General features: G+C 57.4%; 16 protein-coding genes. 14 read left to right on the top strand and 2 right to left on the bottom strand.

The features are described 5' to 3' along the window. Nucleotides 1-194 precede the first annotated feature (194 nt). Together rhtA and ACODS3_RS23835 are read left to right on the top strand one after the other, a co-directional pair. Entirely contained in the window at nucleotides 195-1,079 is an 885-nt protein-coding gene (gene rhtA, locus ACODS3_RS23840; RefSeq protein WP_489036567.1) for a threonine/homoserine exporter RhtA, read from the top strand. Nucleotides 1,080-1,272: 193 nt separating this feature from the next. Continuing rightward, the gene (locus ACODS3_RS23835) at nucleotides 1,273-1,587 is read left to right on the top strand and encodes an outer membrane protein assembly factor BamD (RefSeq protein ID WP_201020442.1); all 315 of its coding nucleotides are present in this window, start codon (nucleotides 1,273-1,275) and stop codon (nucleotides 1,585-1,587) included. Nucleotides 1,588-1,612: 25 nt separating this feature from the next. Here the strand turns inward: ACODS3_RS23835 and ACODS3_RS23830 are convergent, their stop codons facing one another. Further along, nucleotides 1,613-3,412, bottom strand: coding sequence for an aminopeptidase P family protein (locus ACODS3_RS23830; protein WP_201020443.1), 1,800 nt, complete (start codon nucleotides 3,410-3,412; stop codon nucleotides 1,613-1,615). Between the two features lie 54 nt (nucleotides 3,413-3,466). Continuing rightward, a complete protein-coding gene (locus ACODS3_RS23825) occupies nucleotides 3,467-4,645 on the bottom strand; it encodes a cysteine desulfurase family protein (protein WP_489036564.1) in 1,179 nt (392 codons plus the stop codon). A gap of 829 nt (nucleotides 4,646-5,474) precedes the next feature. On the opposite strand from ACODS3_RS23825, the gene ACODS3_RS23820 reads away from it, so the two are divergent. The 12 genes from ACODS3_RS23820 (at nucleotide 5,475) to ACODS3_RS23765 (ending at nucleotide 18,952) form a co-directional block, all read left to right on the top strand. After that, nucleotides 5,475-6,266: a hypothetical protein gene (locus ACODS3_RS23820; protein WP_201020445.1), complete on the top strand. Its 792-nt coding sequence runs from the start codon at nucleotides 5,475-5,477 to the stop codon at nucleotides 6,264-6,266. 56 nt (nucleotides 6,267-6,322) lie between these two features. Continuing rightward, a complete protein-coding gene (locus tag ACODS3_RS23815) occupies nucleotides 6,323-7,444 on the top strand; it encodes a DegT/DnrJ/EryC1/StrS family aminotransferase (RefSeq protein ID WP_201020446.1) in 1,122 nt (373 codons plus the stop codon). A 5-nt stretch (nucleotides 7,445-7,449) separates the two neighbouring features. Then, a complete protein-coding gene (locus ACODS3_RS23810) occupies nucleotides 7,450-8,964 on the top strand; it encodes a lipopolysaccharide biosynthesis protein (protein WP_201020447.1) in 1,515 nt (504 codons plus the stop codon). Nucleotides 8,965-8,967: 3 nt separating this feature from the next. Continuing rightward, nucleotides 8,968-9,900: a glycosyltransferase family 2 protein gene (locus ACODS3_RS23805; RefSeq protein WP_201006621.1), complete on the top strand. Its 933-nt coding sequence runs from the start codon at nucleotides 8,968-8,970 to the stop codon at nucleotides 9,898-9,900. Next, a complete protein-coding gene (locus tag ACODS3_RS23800; RefSeq protein ID WP_201020448.1) occupies nucleotides 9,890-10,342 on the top strand; it encodes a low molecular weight protein-tyrosine-phosphatase in 453 nt (150 codons plus the stop codon). Before ACODS3_RS23805 ends, ACODS3_RS23800 begins: the two co-directional genes overlap by 11 nt. Continuing rightward, on the top strand, nucleotides 10,343-12,559 hold the full coding sequence (locus tag ACODS3_RS23795) for a polysaccharide biosynthesis tyrosine autokinase (protein ID WP_201020449.1): 2,217 nt from the start codon (nucleotides 10,343-10,345) through the stop codon (nucleotides 12,557-12,559). It begins immediately after the preceding gene. Nucleotides 12,560-12,610: 51 nt separating this feature from the next. Continuing rightward, nucleotides 12,611-13,399, top strand: coding sequence for a WbqC family protein (locus ACODS3_RS23790; protein WP_201020450.1), 789 nt, complete (start codon nucleotides 12,611-12,613; stop codon nucleotides 13,397-13,399). Between the two features lie 4 nt (nucleotides 13,400-13,403). Continuing rightward, entirely contained in the window at nucleotides 13,404-13,913 is a 510-nt protein-coding gene (gene rfaH / locus ACODS3_RS23785) for a transcription/translation regulatory transformer protein RfaH (protein WP_201006628.1), read from the top strand. A gap of 120 nt (nucleotides 13,914-14,033) precedes the next feature. Next, complete coding sequence (locus ACODS3_RS23780) at nucleotides 14,034-15,035, top strand: glycosyltransferase (protein WP_201006630.1); 1,002 nt, start codon at nucleotides 14,034-14,036, stop codon at nucleotides 15,033-15,035. Continuing rightward, the gene (locus ACODS3_RS23775) at nucleotides 15,032-16,267 is read left to right on the top strand and encodes a glycosyltransferase family 4 protein (RefSeq protein WP_201020451.1); all 1,236 of its coding nucleotides are present in this window, start codon (nucleotides 15,032-15,034) and stop codon (nucleotides 16,265-16,267) included. The genes ACODS3_RS23780 and ACODS3_RS23775 overlap by 4 nt, the downstream gene beginning before the upstream one ends. A gap of 67 nt (nucleotides 16,268-16,334) precedes the next feature. Next, a complete protein-coding gene (locus tag ACODS3_RS23770; protein WP_201020452.1) occupies nucleotides 16,335-17,657 on the top strand; it encodes a hypothetical protein in 1,323 nt (440 codons plus the stop codon). Nucleotides 17,658-17,836: 179 nt separating this feature from the next. Further along, nucleotides 17,837-18,952, top strand: a complete 1,116-nt coding sequence (locus ACODS3_RS23765; RefSeq protein ID WP_201020453.1) for a glycosyltransferase family 4 protein — start codon at nucleotides 17,837-17,839, stop codon at nucleotides 18,950-18,952. The last annotated feature ends 25 nt before the right edge of the window (nucleotides 18,953-18,977 follow it).

Genomic DNA, 18,977 nt, shown 5'->3' with positions numbered 1-18,977 from the left:
CGCCGGAAGTGGGGCGAATTATAGAGACATTAAATCGCCCGTCAACCGTTAATTTGGTTTTCAGCAAAAACAACCTTCTCGAACACTTCTTCTATATAGAAAAGCGCTCCAGATGCGCAATATATTGCTCACCCGTCAATTATTGAGCATTATACTGCCCTCACCACCCCGATCACCCTGGATACACAACTGAAATGACCGATAAGCCCCGCCTTGCTTCCATCATCTTTCCCTTGGGATTGCTGATGATTGCGATGGCTTCGATTCAAAGCGGCGCCTCACTGGCCAAAAGTCTTTTCCCAGCCGTAGGGGCACAGGGAACGACCACGCTCCGACTGGTCTTTGCCAGCCTGATCCTTCTGGTCATATTGCGCCCCTGGCGAGCACGCCTCACCGCAAGATCGCTACGCACAGTGGTCATTTACGGCATAGCCCTGGGCGGGATGAACTTCCTCTTCTATATGTCACTGCAAACCATCCCGCTGGGCATTGCCGTAGCCCTTGAGTTTACCGGGCCACTGGCTGTTGCCCTGCTCTCTTCGCGAAAAGCCATCGACTTCCTCTGGGTTGTGCTGGCCGTCATCGGTCTGCTGTTGCTCATCCCGGTCGGCCAGTCGAGCGCCAGTATTGACCTGCTCGGCGCGGCCTATGCGCTGGGGGCCGGAGTGTGTTGGGCTCTTTATATTCTGTTCGGCCAGAGAGCCGGAGCAGACAACGGGATTCAGACCGCCGCACTGGGGGTCATCATTGCCGCAATCTTCATTGCTCCGATTGGAGTGGTACACGCTGGCTCGGCGCTGCTCGACATTTCGCTCATACCCGCCGCCCTGGGTGTCGCGATTCTTTCGACCGCGCTGCCTTACAGCCTGGAAATGGTTGCACTGACCCGCATGCCCGCACGGACTTTCGGAATGCTGGCAAGCCTTGAACCGGTCTTCGCCGCCTTGTCAGGCATCCTTTTCCTCAGTGAGCACCTGACCCTGGTTCAATGGCTGGCCATTTTGGCCATTATTCTGGCATCCATCGGCGCGACGCTCACATCAACCCCCGGCAACCCACAATTAGTACCTGCCGATTGAGCCTGTAAGAAAATGGACATTAATTTGCGCGACAGAGCACTAGCATTTGTCACGCGCATGAGCCATGTTTACGCCTTTGTGGTTTCCCGTTTCGCAGATACTGCCATCGGGACATCACGTTACGAAGTCATTATGTGATCACAAGAACTCAGGCCAGACGCTGGCTTTGAATAATGACCAGTTAAGGAAGGGCATGAAATACATCTTTATCGTACTAGCGTTACTCGCCGTGGCCGGATGCGCTGCAACATCCCCCCCTGTCAAGCAAGGCAAGCGCGGTATCCACATCAATTGCTCGGGCCTGTCTTCATCCTGGGAAAAATGCTACGAATTGGCGACCAACGCCTGTGAGTCCAAAAACTACAAGGTTATCGCCAAATCCGGCGACGCGGTAGAAGATCCGGGCGATTATCCATTCGGCCTGAACCCGGCAGGCTACACCAGCCGCAGCATGATCATCGTCTGCAGGAAAAGCTCGCCCATAGGCGAATCCGCGTCGAAGCCTTAAAGGCTTCGACACATCAACACAGATATCAGACCGCTGCCGTACGCACCTGTAGCCACTGAAGCGAAGCACCCTGCAACAGCGGGCTCAGGCGTTCATTGACGTGGGCATGGTAATCGTTGAGCCACTTGCGCTCATCCACACTCAGCAGTGATATTTCCAGGCAGCGAGTATCGATCGGGCACAGGGTCAGTGTCTCGAACCTGAGGAACTCACCGAACTCGGTCTTGCCCGCTTCCTGGTTGATGACCAGATTCTCGATCCGCACTCCCCAACGCCCCGGCCGGTATGTACCCGGCTCGATTGACGTGATCATTCCCGGCAGCATTGCCGTCTGTGGCGTGGGGGCTGCCTGATAGGCAATAACCTGCGGCCCTTCATGCACATTCAGAAAATAACCGACACCGTGCCCGGTACCATGGCCGTAATTGACTTCGTCGGCCCATATCGGAGCCCGGGCAATGGAGTCCAGCAACGGCGACAGGATGCCCTTCGGAAAGTGCGCGCGTGACAAAGCAATCACGCCCTTGAGCACTCGCGTGCAATCCTGCTTCTGCTCGGCACTTGGCGTACCTACCGGCACCATGCGCGTAATGTCGGTAGTACCGCCCAGGTATTGCCCGCCGGAGTCAATCAGCAACAGACCGTCTCCCTCGATCTGCGCATACTCTTCTGCAGTCGCACGATAATGCGGCATCGCCCCGTTACCGTTGAATCCGGCGATGGTAGCGAAGCTGGGCGACACATAGCCGGGACGTCGCTGACGAGCTTCGGTGAGTTTCTCGTCGATGGTCAGCTCACTGATGGGCTCACGGCCGGAGGCTGCTTCAAGCCAGGCAAAAAACTCGCACAACGCCGCGCCGTCCTGCTCCATGACATGGCGGATATGCTGGGTGTCGGCTTCGGTTTTCTGTGATTTGAACAAGGTGCTCGGATTCAGCCCTTCAATCAGCGTCACTTCACTGTCCAGGTAATCGAGCAGGCCACAGGTCACACGCGCCGGGTCCACCAGCAGCCGCGCATCCTTGGGAACCTCACGCAATGCTGCACCGATCTGTGTGTACTCCAGCAGGTTGATGCCATCACGCACAAGGCTGAGGCGCACATCATTGCCCACCTTGTCCGAAGCCACGAACAAAGTGACGCTCTGCGGCCCGATCAGTGCAAAAGAGATGAAGACAGGATTATAGGAAACGTCTGTGCCACGCAGGTTGAACAGCCAGGCGATGTCATCCAGGGTCGCAATGAAATGCCAGTCGGCGCCACGCTCAACCATGGCCTGGCGCAATCGGGTCAGCTTTTCGCCACGGGGAATCGAGGCATGCGGAGGCAGATGCTCAAACACGGGATTCGCAGGCAAGGCCGGACGGTCTTTCCATAGCTCATTGAGCAGGTCCATGTCCGTACGCAACCTGGCTCCACGCGCATACAACTTGCTGGCCAGACTGCGGGAAGAAGCAACGGCCAGCACGGCACCATCGACTGCAACGACACTTTCAGAGCCAGCCTGTTCGGCGAGCCATTCCAGAGGGCCTTGCTGACCGGGAAGCAGCTTGACCAGTTCTATACCGCTGCCCGCCAACTCCTTGGTCGCCTGCTCCCAGTAACGACTGTCAGCCCAGACACCGGCAAAGTCCTGAGTGATGATCAACGTCCCCACGGAGCCATGGAAACCGGAAAGCCATTGCCTTCCTTGCCAGTAGCCGGGCAGATATTCGGAGAGATGGGGATCGGCCGATGGCACCAGATAGGCATCGATCTGTTCCCGACTCATCAAGGCGCGTGTCTGCGCCAAACGTTCTGCCACTCCTGTGGATTGCGTACTCATTGACTCTCCTGACCCGATTTAATCGCTATATCGGGTCAGATAATGGAGCACCAATCAAGACTGAGCAACCGCCCAGAATGCAGGCTGGATCAATGAAGCACGAATCAGCTCGGCAGCGCGGTCGATATCCTGCTCGCTGGTGAAACGCCCCAGGCTCAAGCGAATGGTCTGGCCCGCCGCCTGTGCGCTGTGCCCAAGCGCCAGCAGCACGTGCGAAGGTGTGTTCTTCGCGGAGTTGCAGGCCGACGTGGAAGAAAAAGCCAGGCCGTTGCCAAGGGCAGCAATATTGAGATCGTTCTTGCCGAAGGTCAGGCTCAAGGTGTGCGGGATACGTTGAGCAGGGCTGCCATTGATTCGTACACCCGCAATATCAGCCAGGTGATCACGCAGACGCAGGCTCAAGCGCTCGATATGGGCGATCTCCTCCTCAAGAGAGTCAGCCGCCAGCGCGAAGGCTGCGCCCATTCCGGCAATCTGGTGGGTCGCAAGGGTTCCCGAACGCAGGCCGTATTCATGGCCACCGCCATGGATCTGGGCCAGGACACGCTGCTCGGCACGTGGGCCGACATACAGGGCGCCAATACCTTTGGGGCCATAGATCTTGTGCGCCGAAAACGACATCAGGTCCACTGCAAGCCCGGCAAGGTTGATCGCCAGCTTGCCAGCGCCTTGAGCGGCATCGACATGAAACAAAGCTCCGTGCTCGCGAACCCGTTTGCCAATCTCGGCGATGTCGTTGACGGTCCCCAGCTCGTTGTTGACCAGCATCAAGGACACCAGGAAGGTATTGTCGCGCAGTGCCGCACTGACAGCCTCAGCGGTGATCAGGCCATCGGCGTCGGGCGCAAGGTAGGTGACTTCGTAACCGCCGGCCTCCAGTTGCTGGGCGGTATCGAGAATGGCTTTATGTTCGATCTGGCTGGTAATGATATGCCCGCCGGATCTTGCCGTGCGCAACGCATGCTCCTGGGCAACGCCCTTGAGCGCCAGGTTATTGGACTCGGTCGCACCGGACGTCCAGATAATCTGCCCGGCCTGCGCCCCTACCAGCCCAGCCACCTGCTCGCGAGCGTATTCGACTGTCAGGCGCGCCTGTTGGCCATATGAATGAGAACTGGAAGCAGGATTACCGAAATTGCCCGTTAGCCCCAGACACTTGACCATCACCTGAATCACGCGCTCGTCCACAGGTGTGGTGGCAGCGTAATCGAAATACAGCGCAGAATTTTGCATGTACAGCCCTCTGAATTGCCCAGCCCGGCATCCCGAACTGCTTACATGATCGACATATCCCTTCGATCCGGTCCAAACCCTGAGATGCCATTCTCAAAGCCCGCTACGTTACAGATCACGGGGTCCATGATGCATGAAAGCATATAGAACCAAAAATTATAAATTATTATTTATATATTCTTTTTAAGAATAAAAAGGTATAGCCTTCCAGATGCAGATTGTCCGAGACGACCTATGCTCAGCGCTTCGGTCAGCTCTGTAAAAACTTTACACCCTCTGTTCTGTAAACACGCCTAAAAAATGACACCGCCCCCTTATGAGGCACGTGCTGTTTTTTTGACCCTGTTTGAAATCAACAACTTAATTATTTCATGAAACTGTTTATCAACTATTTAACAGAAAGCTGACGAAATAATTTGACAGAATGGCTGACGCTACCAATATATAGGACTGTCAGACCCATCCTGGACTTTACGTAAATGCCACAGAGCAAAACGCAGGATCGGGTCAAGCCGTAACATCTGTTCTGCCCACACGACGTTAGTTGTTTCCACGGAGCCTTGTTCTGGCCCCGCTGGATGTCTGTTGACTCATGCCCTCCTTGAATTTACTGAACGTGTTCGGTGTGGCGGTAGCTTTGTCTGAAGCAATCGTTTCACTGGAACAGATTCGTTCAATCAGGCCAGCGTGGGTGTCATTTGCATCAGTACTCCAGCTCGAATCCACAGATTCGGGCGGTAGCGTGCCCAGACATCAAGTAACTCTACAAACCAGGCCAGCAGTTTCGCTTTTGGTTTTTCGCCACCACCTGAACAAAGGTGTAACTGAAATGCCACTTCTACCCGCATTCGATGCACAGCACGTTCAACAGTTGGCCAACGATATAGATGCAAATGGATTTACTACCCTCAAAAACATATTAAGCAGCACCGACCTTGAGCAACTGCGGGACTTTACCGACAGCCGGGCCGCGAAACACCCGGGCGAGTACTTCGCCTATCACGGTGAAACTGCACTGGGCGAAAGCTTGCTGGCCAGCCTCTGGTCAGACCCTGAATTCAAACAGCTGATGGCCGGCCTCTACCGGCATGCTGCCCGGCAGGAAAGCCCAAGCGAGCAGATATTCCCTGTATTGCGCTGCATCCAGGGCTCTCAGGGAATACGCGAGTCCAACTGTTTTCACTTCGACGCCAGCCTGGTCACCGCATTGATTCCGATCTACATCCCGGTCGACGGTGAAGAATGCGGCGACCTGATGCTGTTCGCCAACGCGCGCAAACTGCGCAGTAACGTCGCGCGTAATGTCGTCGAGAAAGCACTGTTGCAGAACCGCTTCAGTCGCTGGATGACCTGCATCGCCATCAATCGGGGCTGGCTCGCTCCGAAAGTGTTGAAACTGGAACCCGGCAATATCTATCTGTTCTGGGGCTATCGCTCCTTGCACGCCAACCAGCCATGCAGTCCAGGGTTGAAACGAGCCACAGCCATCCTGCATTTCGGCGATCCCCACAGCGGCAGCACAGCCACCCGCCTGATCCTGGGTATCAACCAGGGTCGGGCGGCACGTGTCAGCGCCCAGACCAGCGTCTCCCCTCCAGAAACGACCGCCCGCCAGCCCTGATGGCTGGCGCTCATGTCCGCAACATCACGATTCGACGAACAGACATGGAGGTTTCGATGATTAACGTAACCAAGACTTACCTGGGTGATATCGACAAGTTCAAGGCGTATGTCGAGGGTATCTACGCACGAGGCTGGCTGACCAATCACGGGCCACTGGTAGGCGAGCTGGAGAGCCGGCTCAAAGACTACCTGGGGGTCAAGCACATCATCCTGACCAACAATGGCACCCTGGCGTTGCAAGTCGCCTATCGCGCCCTTGGCCTGAGCGGCAGCGCCGTGACCACGCCTTTCAGCTTTGTCGCGACCACCAGCTCTCTGCAATGGGAAGGTATCCGGCCGATCTTCGCGGATATCGACCCCCATACCTGGAACATCTCGGCCCGGCACATCGAAAGCTGCATCACCGACGACACCAGCGCGATTGTCGGCACCCATGTGTTCGGCAACCCTTGCGCAGTCGATGCAATCGAGCAGATAGCCCGCAAGCACCGGCTCAAGGTGGTCTATGACGGCGCCCATGCATTCGCGGTGCGCCATGCCGGTCAGTCCGTGCTCAACCGGGGCGACATCAGCACCCTGAGCTTCCATGCGACCAAGCTGTTTCATACCATCGAAGGCGGCGCGATCATCACCAACGATGACGAACTGGCCAGACGCGCCTACCTGCTGTGCAACTTCGGTATCGCCGATGTCGACAAGATCGACGGCATTGGTATCAACGCCAAGCTGAATGAGTTCTCGGCAGCCATGGGGCTGTGCATTCTGGACAATATCGAGAACATCCTCGAAGAACGCGCCGAAATCGCCCATCGCTACAGCTCGCGCCTGGAAAGCTATCTGGATCTTCAGCAGCCCGAAGCCGATAGCGAGTTGAACCACAGCTACTTCCCGGTAGCCCTGCAGGACGAACAGCACCTGCTCAAGGTGCGTACTGCGCTCAACGCCCGCAGTATCAACCCGCGTCGCTATTTTTACCCGTCTCTGGACACCCTTGAATACCTTCAGCCACAACCAGGGCAACCCGTATCACGGGCCTTGAGCGAGCGAGTGCTGTGCCTGCCCATTTACCCAGGCCTGCCGCGTGACGATCAGGACAGGGTCATTCATACCCTGATCGAAGAATGCAGCCTGGGCAACGTGAGCTACCAAAGCCCCGCCATTGCTCAGGTCATCTGATGCCCATGTTCAGCAAACGCTCCGTCATCGGTAATACCGCGCTGAATTACGCCGGGCAGGCTTATGTGATGCTGGTGGGAATTCTGATCATGCCGTTCTACCTCGGCCATCTTGGCGCCGAGGCGTATGGCCTGATCGGTTTTTTCACCGTCATGCAGGCCTGGCTGCAATTGCTCGATGCCGGTCTTTCACCCAGCCTTGTGCGTGCCGTAGCCCAGCATCAGGGAGCGCCAGCCAGCGAAAGGCACCAAGGACGGATACTGCGCTCGTTCGAGATCATGTTTCTGCCGCTGGCGCTCCTGAGTGCCCTGGCTGTCTACGCCGCCAGCCCATGGATTGCGATGCACTGGCTCAATGCCCAGGAGTTGCAGCCCCAGACGCTCATCAACTGCATCGGCCTGATGGGCGTGGTCATCGCCCTGCGTCTGTATTCGACGCTGTACAAGAGTGGAATCCAGGGGCTTGAGCAACATGCCTGGCTCAATGCCGTAAACATCATCATCGCGACCCTGCGTTACTTCGGCGGGCTGTTGCTGGTGAGCAGCTTCTCTCAGGACCCGCAGGATTTCTTTGAGTTTCAGGTCGTTGTCGCCGCACTCGAAACCCTGATATTCGCTACCAGAGCCTGGCGTCAGATGCCGGTTGCACACTGGCTTACCGGCATCGACTGGCAACTGGTCAAACCGATCATTCCATTCGCCGCCAGCATCTCCCTGAGCAGCGTGCTGTGGATCGTGCTGACCCAGATCGACAAGGTGCTGCTCTCGGAAATACTGCCCCTGGATCAATACGGATATTTCTCGCTGGTGGCGCTGATTACGACCGGCATCATGATGCTGACCAACCCGCTGGTGCAGGCTTTGCTGCCGCGCCTGACGGTACTGGTGGCCGAAGATCGTCATCAGGACATGCATGCCTTGTTTCTGGCGGCCAACCGTTTTGTCTGCACGTTTCTGTTTCCGTTGGCCGCCATTGTCGCAGTGCATGCAGAACCGCTGATCTATGCCTGGACCGGCGATCAGGCCGCCGCTCAATGGGGGCGTTCGGTTCTGTGCTGGTACGCACTGGGCAGCGCAATCATGGCAGCCAGCGCTTTCCAGTTCTATCTGCAATACGCCTATGGGCAGATGAGATTGCACATCTGGTACAGCGTCATTTCCGCCGTGATCACGGTGCCCGTCATGTTTGTCGCGATTCATTACCAGGGAGCCTACGGCGCAGCGCTGGCCTTCTTTTCCCTGCGGGTCGTGTCGTTCGCGATCTGGCCAATGATCGTTCACCAGCATCTGGCCCCAGGCATTCATGGGCAATGGCTGCGCGACATCCTGCGAATCAGTGCGATGACCGCCATCGGGCTGATCTGCAGCGAGCCGGTGTTTCGCATGATCTCTGAGCAAAGCCGCACAACCGTGCTTCTGGGGCTCGCCGCCAGTGGCTTCATCACCCTGACGCTGGTAGCGGCAAGCTACAAACCGCTGGCGATGAGGATCTACATCTTGTTCAGCAAACCGAGTACATGAGCCATGGATGCCACTGTAAAAAATACGCGCCCTGCCAATGCCGAACCGTTATTGAGCATCATCTGCCCGGCTTACAACCAGGAAGCGTTCATCACCCAGACGCTGGATGGCTTCCTGTCTCAGCAGACGAGCTTCAGCTATGAAATCCTGATCAATGACGACGCCTCCACCGACGGTACCGCGCAGATCATTGCGCAATACGCCAAGCGCTACCCGACGATCATTCGCCCGTTTTATCAGGAGGAGAATCAGTACCGCCAGGGCAAACCCTGTGTCCCGGAACTGTTCGCCAAGGCTCGCGGCCGCTATATCGCCTATTGCGAAGCCGATGATTACTGGACCGATCCGCGCAAGCTGCAATTGCAGGTGGACTTTCTCGAAAGCCATCCCGATTACGTCATCACCTATCACGACGCCATAGCCTTCGATGAGCACGGCCAATATGGCATCCAGTTGCAAGGCAGTCTGCGGGCCGACGCCACGGCCCTAGAGTTACAGATGGCGCGGCGGATCTCCACGTTGACGGTCTGCTTTCGCAATGTGTTCTCCAGCATGCCGCCCGAACTCAAACCGCCGATTGCCCCCCTCAACGACCTGTGCTGGTGGTCGTTGCTGGGCGCTTTCGGCAAAGGCAAGTTCATCGCCGAGATCAAACCCGCCGCTTACCGGCTGCACCCCGGCGGGATCTTTTCCATGCGCACCAACAAGCGAAAGATCCACATGAGCCTGCTGACCTGTTCAAGCCTGGCCAACTACTACAACCGGCTGGGTAATCAGCAGTTGTATGAGCACTTTCTGATGCAAGTGGTCAGCCTTTCGCTGTCGGCTCTGGTGCCTCGCAACAAGTTTCAGGCGCTGCTGATGGTGGCACGCAACTTCATCGTCAACTTGGGCAAGAGGCTGATGCCTTCAAGCGGCAAGCACCATGTTCAGTAATGTGCTGGTGGTCTGCGTGGGCAACATCTGCCGCAGCCCCATGGCCGAAGCCCTGTTCCGCCACCGCCTCTCTTCACCCGGCGTACTGATCCATTCGGCGGGGATCGGCACGATGCCGGGCTCGTCCATCGATCCACTGGCAAAAACCGTATTGCAGGCTCATGGCGTCCCGACGCGCCGCCATGAAGCCCGTCAGGTGAGTCGGCAACTGCTGCGTCAGGCAGATCTGATCCTGCTGATGGAGCAGCCACACATTCTCAACATTCTGAAACTGGCGCCGGAAGTACGTGGCAAGACGTTTCTGATCGGCAAGTGGCAACAAAAGCAAGAAATAGCCGACCCCTACCGGGGGCCCCAGTCAGCCTTTGAAAAGACCTATGAGCATCTCTCGCGATGCGTCGACGACTGGCTTCCTTATCTTCAGTCAGGAGAAACAAGATAAATGACCGTCATGAACCGTTCTTCCCTGGATTACTACCAGGACACCCGGGTCGATTTGGCAACTATCTTGCGCATGCTGTTCGACCACAAGGGACTGATCATCTGGATCGTCAGCCTGTTCTTCATGGTCGGCCTGGCCTACGCGATTCTTGCCACACCGATTTACCAGGCCAACGCCATGATCCAGATCGAACCCAAGAAAGTCGGGATCGAAGGCACACCGGAGGTCAGCAACAAACCCATGTCGGTTTCCCAGGCCATGACTGAAATCGAGCTGATCAAGTCACGGGCATTGCTGGGCAAGGTCGTCGACGACTTGAAACTCAATCTGATCCAGAAGCCCAAGGTTCTCCCGGTATTTGGTCCTTACCTGTATCGCACCTTCAAACCGGAATACGAAGGTGCTCTGGCAGAACCTCTGCTGGGGCTGGATCAATACGCCTGGGGCGGCGAGAAGATCGACGTCTTTCAACTGGAGGTCCCCGAAGACCTGCTGGGCGAAGACCTGACGCTGATGGCAGGCAAGCCCGGCACCTTCTCTCTGTATGACAAAGACCACAACCTGTTACTCAACGGTGCCACCAATCGGACCGTCGAAGGCCACGGCGTAAAGATTCAGGTCGCGAATCTGCTGGCGCGTCCAGGCACGGAGTTCACCGTCTCACGGCTGCGGACTTTGAGTGCGGCACTGATTTACCAGAATCGCCTGAAGATCACCGAAGCCGGCAAGGACTCGGGGATCATTTACCTGTCCATCGAGGACGAGGACGCCAAACAGGCTAATGAAATCCTCAACGAAGTCAGCCGCCTGTACGTCCGGCAGAACGTCGAGCGCAGTTCGGCCGAAGCCGCACAGCGCCTGGAGTTCCTGCGCTCGCAGTTGCCGATGGTACGCAAGCAACTGGAAGAGTCGGAAGTGGCCTTGAACAACTTCCAGACCAGCGCCAAGTCGGTGGACCTGAGCATCGAAACCAAAGGTGTGCTCGATCAAGTGGTCAAGCTCGACTCGATGATGTCGGAACTCAAGCTCAAGCGTGTAGAGCTGGAACGGCTCTATACCCGTGAACATCCGACCTATCGCAGCCTGATGAGCCAGATGACCCAACTGGAGCAACAGAAACAAGGGCTGCTTAAAAAGATCGAAGCGTTACCCCTTACCCAACAGGAACTGCTGCGTCTGACCCGTGACATGCAGGTCACCAGCCAGACCTACACCCTGATGCTCAACAAGAGCCAGGAGCAGGACATTCTGCGTGCTGGCAGCATCGGTAACGTGCGAGTGATCGACAACGCCGACACCAACGTCGAAAAGCCGGTCAAGCCGATGAAAAAGCTGATCGTGCTCATCGCTACGCTGCTCGGGGCACTGGTGGCCATCACCATCATATTTGTTCGCCAGGCGTTCTATCGCGGCGTGGAAAGCGCAGAGTTCATCGAAAACATCGGCATGCCGGTCTACGCCTCGCTCCCCTACTCCCGCCAGCAGGAACGCCTGGAGAAAAACCTGCAAAGCCGCTCCACCAGCAAGGAATCGAAGCTGCTGAGCATCGCCGCGCCGACCGAACTGGCCATAGAGTCTCTGCGCAGCCTGCGTACCAGCCTGCACTTCGCCATGCTCGAAGCCCGCAACAACGTGCTGATGATCTCCAGCCCGTCTCCCGGCGCAGGCAAGTCGTTTGTCTCAAGCAACCTGGCAGCGATCATCGCCCAGACCGGCAAGCGAGTGCTGCTGATCGATGCCGACATGCGCAAGGGTTATCTGCACCGGGTATTGGGCCTGCAACCCAAGCACGGCCTGTCCGACACCCTGGCTGCGCGCCTGCACTGCACCGAAGTGATCAACCATACCCAGATTCGTCATCTGGATTTCATTTCATGCGGGTTCGCAGCGCCCAACCCTTCGGAACTCTTGATGCATGACAACTTCAGCAAAATGCTCAACGAGCTTTCACCGCTGTATGACCTGATCCTGGTCGATACCCCACCCATCCTTGCGGTAACCGATGCAACCCTGGTGGGTCGCCAGGCTGGCACCTGCCTGCTGGTCGCGCGTTTCGGCCTGACCACGATCAAGGAGATCGAGGCCTGCAAACGCAGGCTGGGTCAGAACGGCATTCTGATCAAAGGTGCCATTTTCAATGCCGTGGTGCGCAAGGCATCGAGCTCCGATTACGACTGCGCCGCTTATGGCTACAGCTACAACCCGGTTCAAAAATGAAATAACCCAAGCAGCCCCATCACTCACGCCATCCACCTAAAGGAGTTACACATGGCCAGGACCATAGCAATGATGCAGCCATACCTGTTCCCCTATCTGGGTTACTTTCAGCTCATCGCAGCCGCAGATGTCTTCGTCCTGGGCGACGATCTGCAATATATCCGGGCAGGCTGGGTCAATCGGAACCGGATCCTGAGCAACGGCGAAGCCAGACTGATTACCTTCCCGCTGAAAAAGGACAACTTCGCGCTGCCGATCATGAAGCGTCATCTGGTCGATAACTTCAGCGACGAAGCCAACCGCATCATCAGCCTGATTACCCAGAGCTATCGCAAGGCACCCTACTTTGCAGAGGTGATGCCGTTGATCGAGCGCCTGATCCGCTTCCCGCAGCAGAACCTTGCCCTGTATGCCGAACACTCCATCCGCGAATTGTGCGCGTACCTGCAGATCATCACGCCGATCCTGCGCGGCTCCGATCTGAAGCTCGTGTCATGCACAGACAAGCAGGACCGGGTCATCAATATCGCGCACACCTTCTCGGCAACCACCGTCCTCAACCCCATTGGCGGCATGGAGCTGTACGACCGCGATCACTTCGCACACAACGGCTTGCTGCTGCGTTTTTTCAAGATGGACCCGATCGTCTATTCGCAGTCTGCCCACCCTTTCGTGGCCAATCTGTCGATCATCGATGTGCTGATGTTCAATAGCCTGGAGCGCATTCAGGAGTTGCTGAGACGTTACAGCGACAACGAAATCGTGGCCGCGAACGACCCTTACATCCAGATCGGGACGGAAGCGGTATCGACCCTGTCTCCACAACATGCAGTGGAGTGACATCATGCCTACATCCCAAAGCCCCGCACGCTGGTACCTGATCCAGACCAAACCCCGGCAGGAAGGCCGGGCGCAGGAGCACTTGCAACGCCAGAATTTCGAGTGCTATCGACCGCTGACCGCCAGCGACAACAGAAAGCGCATCGGCAAGGCCGAAGAAGAGTTGTTTCCGGGCTATCTGTTCATTCGCATGCATCAGGTGCATGACAACTGGTACCCGATTCGCTCAACCCGCGGAGTGGCGCGCATCGTGACGTTCGGAGGTCATCCGGTGCCGGTTCAGGATCATCTGATCGAACAGATTCGCCAGCGCCTGCTGATCCCCAAGCCCAGAGCGATGTATGCCCAGGGTGACCATGTGTTGGTGACCACTGGCGGTTTCTGTGATGTCGAAGCGATTTTCCTGGCCGCCGACGGGACCGAGCGTGCAGTGATCCTGCTCAACCTGCTGCAACGCCAGCAGAAAGTGGTGATCCCCCTCAGCAGCCTGTCGCCGATGCAGGCCAGGGCCTGAACCCAACCGCCGTCGCGGCCAAGGCCCCTCCCACAGAATGATGTGGGAGGGGCCTTGGCCGCGACAGGGCAAAACGGCATCGGCCGCCATCCCCCCCCCGACCAACCCCGGAACCTCACCATGATCAACCGAACCACACTGGTGACGCTCACCTATGGTGACCGTTTCAAATACCTGCACACGCTGGTCAGTCGCTCGCTGGAAAGCCCGCAGATAGAGCGTGTCATTATCGTCAGCAATGCTTCAGTGGCACCTCTGGAGTCCTTGAGCAACAAATGGCCCGGCCAGGTACAGGTGATCTATCTGCCCGACAACACCGGCTCGGCCAATGGTTATGCAGTGGGAATAAAAGCTGCGCTGGATGCCGGGGCCGAGTACATCTGGCTGATGGACGATGACAATGCTCCGACCATCCATGCCATTTCGATCCTGCATAAGTACCTGCATCAGCGTGAACAGATCGATGGCAAGGACAAGGCTGCGGTGCTGGGATTTCGTCCGACCCACCAGGCCGACATTGCCTCTGGGGTGCCGCAGCGTTTCGCCATCCAGCGGCGCTCGAGCTTTTTCGGTTTTCATATCGCGCAACTGCCCTACAAGATCTGGCGGCGCTTGCCCTGGGGCCGGCCTCAAGCCCTGCAAGGCACACCACTCATGGTGCAACTGCCCTTTGCAACCTACGGCGGCTTGCTGGCCCATCGCAGCCTGTACCAGAAGATCGGGCTGCCGCTGGATGCCTTGAAGCTGTATGCCGACGACAGCGAATACACCTGGCGCATCACGGCAGGTGGCGGGCGGATTTTCCTGGTGCCCGAAGCCTTGCTCGATGACCTGGAAGACTCCTGGAACATCAAGGCCCGCAGCAGCAATATCTATGAAAACTACCTGCTGGGCGGCTCGGACCTGCGTGCGTATTACGGTGCGCGCAATCAGGCCTGGTTCGACAAGAATATCTGGGCTTCCTCATCGCTGCTCTATCGGCTCAATCGCTGGATATTCTTCTGCCTGCTGAGGCTGATTGCCCGCCGCTGCGATGCCGAAAAACGCCTGAACCTGATCGAAAAAGCCATACGTGACGGAGAAGCCGGCGTGCTGGGCCTGAACAGGACGTATCCACTATGAAGATCCTGTTCATCAGCAGCCTTTATGCCCCGGATATCGGTGGTGGCGCCGAGATCATCCTGCAACGCATGGTCGAAGGCCTGCAGCAACGCGGCCATGGCGTGACAGTGCTGTGTACGACCGCCAAGGCCGGGCTGCACATGGATGCGCTCAACCAGATCAAGATTTATCGCGCAGGCCTGCACAACACCTACTGGCATTTCACGGCACAACGGCCAGGACGCCTGGCCCGACTTGGCTGGCACCTGCGTGATCGCTACAACCCCGGCATGCGCGACCATGTAAAGCGCGTACTGGAACTGGAGCAGCCCGATCTGGTGATGTGTCACAACCTTACGGGCTGGTCAGTCTCGGCCTGGGATGAAATCAGCCTGGCTGGTCTTCCGGTCGTGCAGGTCTTGCATGACATGTACTTGCTTTGCCCAAGCAGCACCATGTTCAAGAAAGGCCATAGTTGCCAAAAACAGTGCGGGCTCTGCACGCGGTTTCGCACAGGCCACGACGAACGCTCCTCGCAAGTGGACGCGGTGGTCGGCGTCAGTCGCTTCCTGCTCAACAGCATGCAGGAAAAGGGATATTTCAGGGGCGCTAAAAGCCATGTCGTCTATAACGCCAGCCCTTGCCCGCTCAATGATCCGCAAGCCCGTACAACTGAGCCCGATGCCCCGCTGCGCTTCGGTTATATCGGCACCTTGTCGGACCCCAAAGGCGTCGGCTGGCTGATCGATCAATTCCAGCACCTGCCGTTCAACGCCACCTTGCAGATCGCCGGGCGCGGGCAGATCAATGACGAGCAACGTTTCAAGGCGATGGCTACATCCCCGAACATCAGTTTTGTCGGTTACCAGAACCCCGAGGCGTTCTACAGCCAGATCGATGTCGCCATCGTGCCGTCCCTGTGGAACGAGCCGTTCGGCATGGTCGCCGTGGAAGCCTGTGCCCACTCCCGCCCGGTCATCGCCAGCCGTATGGGCGGTCTGACCGAGATCATCAAGGATCAGTTCAACGGCCTGCTGTGCAGCCCCGATGACCCGGACTCGCTGGGGCTGGCCATGCTCAAACTGCATCAGCAGCCCAGGCTGCTGGCACGCCTTGGCGCTCAGGCACGTAGCAGTGTCGCCGGTTTTCTGAGCCTGGAACTGATGCTGGACCAGTATGAAAGCATCCTGATCCAGACCCTGCAGGACCGGATCACATTGCCCCGGCTGCACTCCTTGCCCGATACCGCGTAGTGACATCCATCGGCCCGTGCCCCACTGAGCAAGTGCTCCGGACCGTGCCTCTTCATTGAGACAACCCATGTCAAAAACACCTGCATCCTGTTGGCGAAAACTGTTGATGGTTTTCCTGCCGTGGCTGCTGTCGATCCGTATTGCACAGGGAGAAGAGACTTTCATCATTGGTGTCGACACCCAGTTGATGAATGACAACGGCTCTTCGGCCAAGGTCTTGAGACTGCTGGAGGAAGCAGGGGTCAATTCGGTCAGGGACGACGCCTACTGGACCACGGTCGAACCCCGGCGCGGCTTTATGCGGATCGATCCGGCCTGGCGAGAGTACTTGAGCAAGACTCAGGAACACCACCTGAGACCCTTGCTGGTGCTGGGTTACGGAAACCCGTTTTACGAAAACTATGCCAAGCCTCGCCAGCCGCCCGTCAGCCTGGCATTCGGCAACTACGTCAGCTTTGTCAGCCGGGAGCTGGCCGACAGCGTCGATCTCTACGAAATCTGGAATGAGTGGGACCGGGACAACCCGGTCGATGCCTGGGCCACCAAGGACTACAACAATCTGATCGAAGAAACCGTCACACGCATCCGTAAACAGAAACAGCCGGTGACGATACTGGCCGGTGCGGTGACCAGCCTGGGCATGGACCTCGGGTTCGCCGACAGGCTGATCCAGAACGGCCTGCTGAATCAGGTCGACGGGCTGTCGTTGCATCCTTACGTGCATTGCCGCCACGAAGAACGCCACACGCCCGAACGCTGGATCGCCTGGCTGCGCTGGATCGATGCCGATCTCAGAACCCTGGCAGCGCGCCCCGTGCCGTTGTACCTGACGGAAATGGGCTGGCCCACCAATACCGGCAAATGCGGCATCAGCGAACAGACCCAGGCGGCCTTTCTGGCCCGAAGTTTTTTCCTGGCCCAGACCGTGCCGGACATCAAGGGGCTGTGGTGGTACGGCCTGATCGACAGCGGTCGGGACGGCAATGACCCGCAGCAGAACTTCGGCCTGCTCAAGTATGACCTGAGCCTCAAACCGGCCTACCTGACGCTCAAGGCCATCAGCAGCACGATTCTCGAATACCGCTATGACGCCGACAAAAGCCGCGAACTCGACAGCACCTATCTACTGAGATTCGCCAAGGGTGCAGAACAGATACTGGTGGCCTGGACCACCGGCGTACCGAGGCTGACCCACGTGGAAGCCAGCAGCATGCAGCACGGCACCGTGCGAATGATCGACAGTGGCCAGCCCGAAAAGGGCCAGTTCGACACCGATATCCCCTGGAACTGCAATGACTCGCGCTGTTCGGCCCAGGTTCCCATCGATGAGTTTCCAAAAATAATCAGTCTGGGCACAAGACCAGCGCTATTCGCTCACGACGCACACTGAAGGGATAAATCACTTTGTGGGAGGCAGCTTTCTGGCGACTTCAGACGCAGTTTATCTGCCGGTTTTCAGGCCTTTTTCGCCAGCAAGCTGCCCCCCACAGGTTTTGTTTGTGCCTCAACTGATCAGCATCAGTACGTCAAGCGAACACACACCACCCACTACCTTGCAGGATGCACTTAATGATTTTTATCAATGCCCGATTTCTTACCCAGGAAATAGGCGGGGTTCAGCGCTTCGCAGAGCAGTTATGCCTGGCACTCAAGGAAATACGCAACGATGTGGTTTTTGTCTCTCCGCACGGAATCAAGCGCCATGAAAGCGCCAAGGCGCTGGAAGTGCGTTGCATCGGTCGCAATAGCGGCCATCTGTGGGAGCAGTTCGACCTGCCGCTGTACCTGCGCCGCCAAGGCAGCCCGCTGTTGCTCTCGACCTGCAGCACCGGGCCGATGTTGTACAGCAATCAGATTGCAACGCACCACGACATCACCTATGCACGCTTCCCGCACAGCTACACGCGAATCTTCAGGACCGTCTACCGGATCATCACCCCGATCATGCTTTCGCGAATCAAGACCCTGGTGACCAGCAGCAGTTTTTCCAAGGGCGAGATTTCCAGGTTCTACGGCTTCCCGGAAAAGAAAATCCTGGTCCTGCCCGCAGCAGTCAGCGAGTCGTTCACACCTCAGCCTCCCACTGAAGACGTCGGTAAATACCTGCTGGCAGTCTCCTCCCCCAGTGCGCACAAGAACTTCCATCGCATGATCCAGGCCTTCATGAGCCTGCGCGGCCATGAAGATGTCCAGCTGCACATCGTCGGCGGTGCCCATGGTGTATTTGCAGACCCGGACCTGCAACGCCTGGCCTGCCGGGACCCGCGTATCCGCTTTCTGGGACGGCTCAGCGATGCCGAACTGATCAGTCAATATCAGGGCGCAACCGCCTTCGTGTTCCCGTCACTGTACGAAGGCTTCGGGATTCCACCGCTGGAAGCGCAAGCCTGCGGTTGCCCGGTGTTGGCAGCCAATGCCGCATCGATTCCTGAAGTGCTGCAAGCCAGTGCCCTGTATTTCGACCCTCTGGATGTCAGCCACATGGCTGCCGCCATGCAGCGTGTGCTGATCGATGAACCGCTGCGCAAGGCATTGCGTACCCAAGGCTTGCACAACGTGACGCGCTTTTCGTGGGAAAGCTCGGCCAAGCGTCTGTCACAACGCATCGATGCCCTGCTGGGCTCATGCCCTCAACACGCCGCCAATACCCGCTCCGTGTCGGAATCCCCTTCGGGAAAAAGCTGAATCTCAATAAAACTGCCACGCCAAG

This window comes from Pseudomonas sp. FG43, from assembly GCF_057809175.1.
The sequence above is the reverse complement of the archived record's forward strand: the minus strand, read 5'-3'. Positions and strand labels throughout refer to the sequence as shown.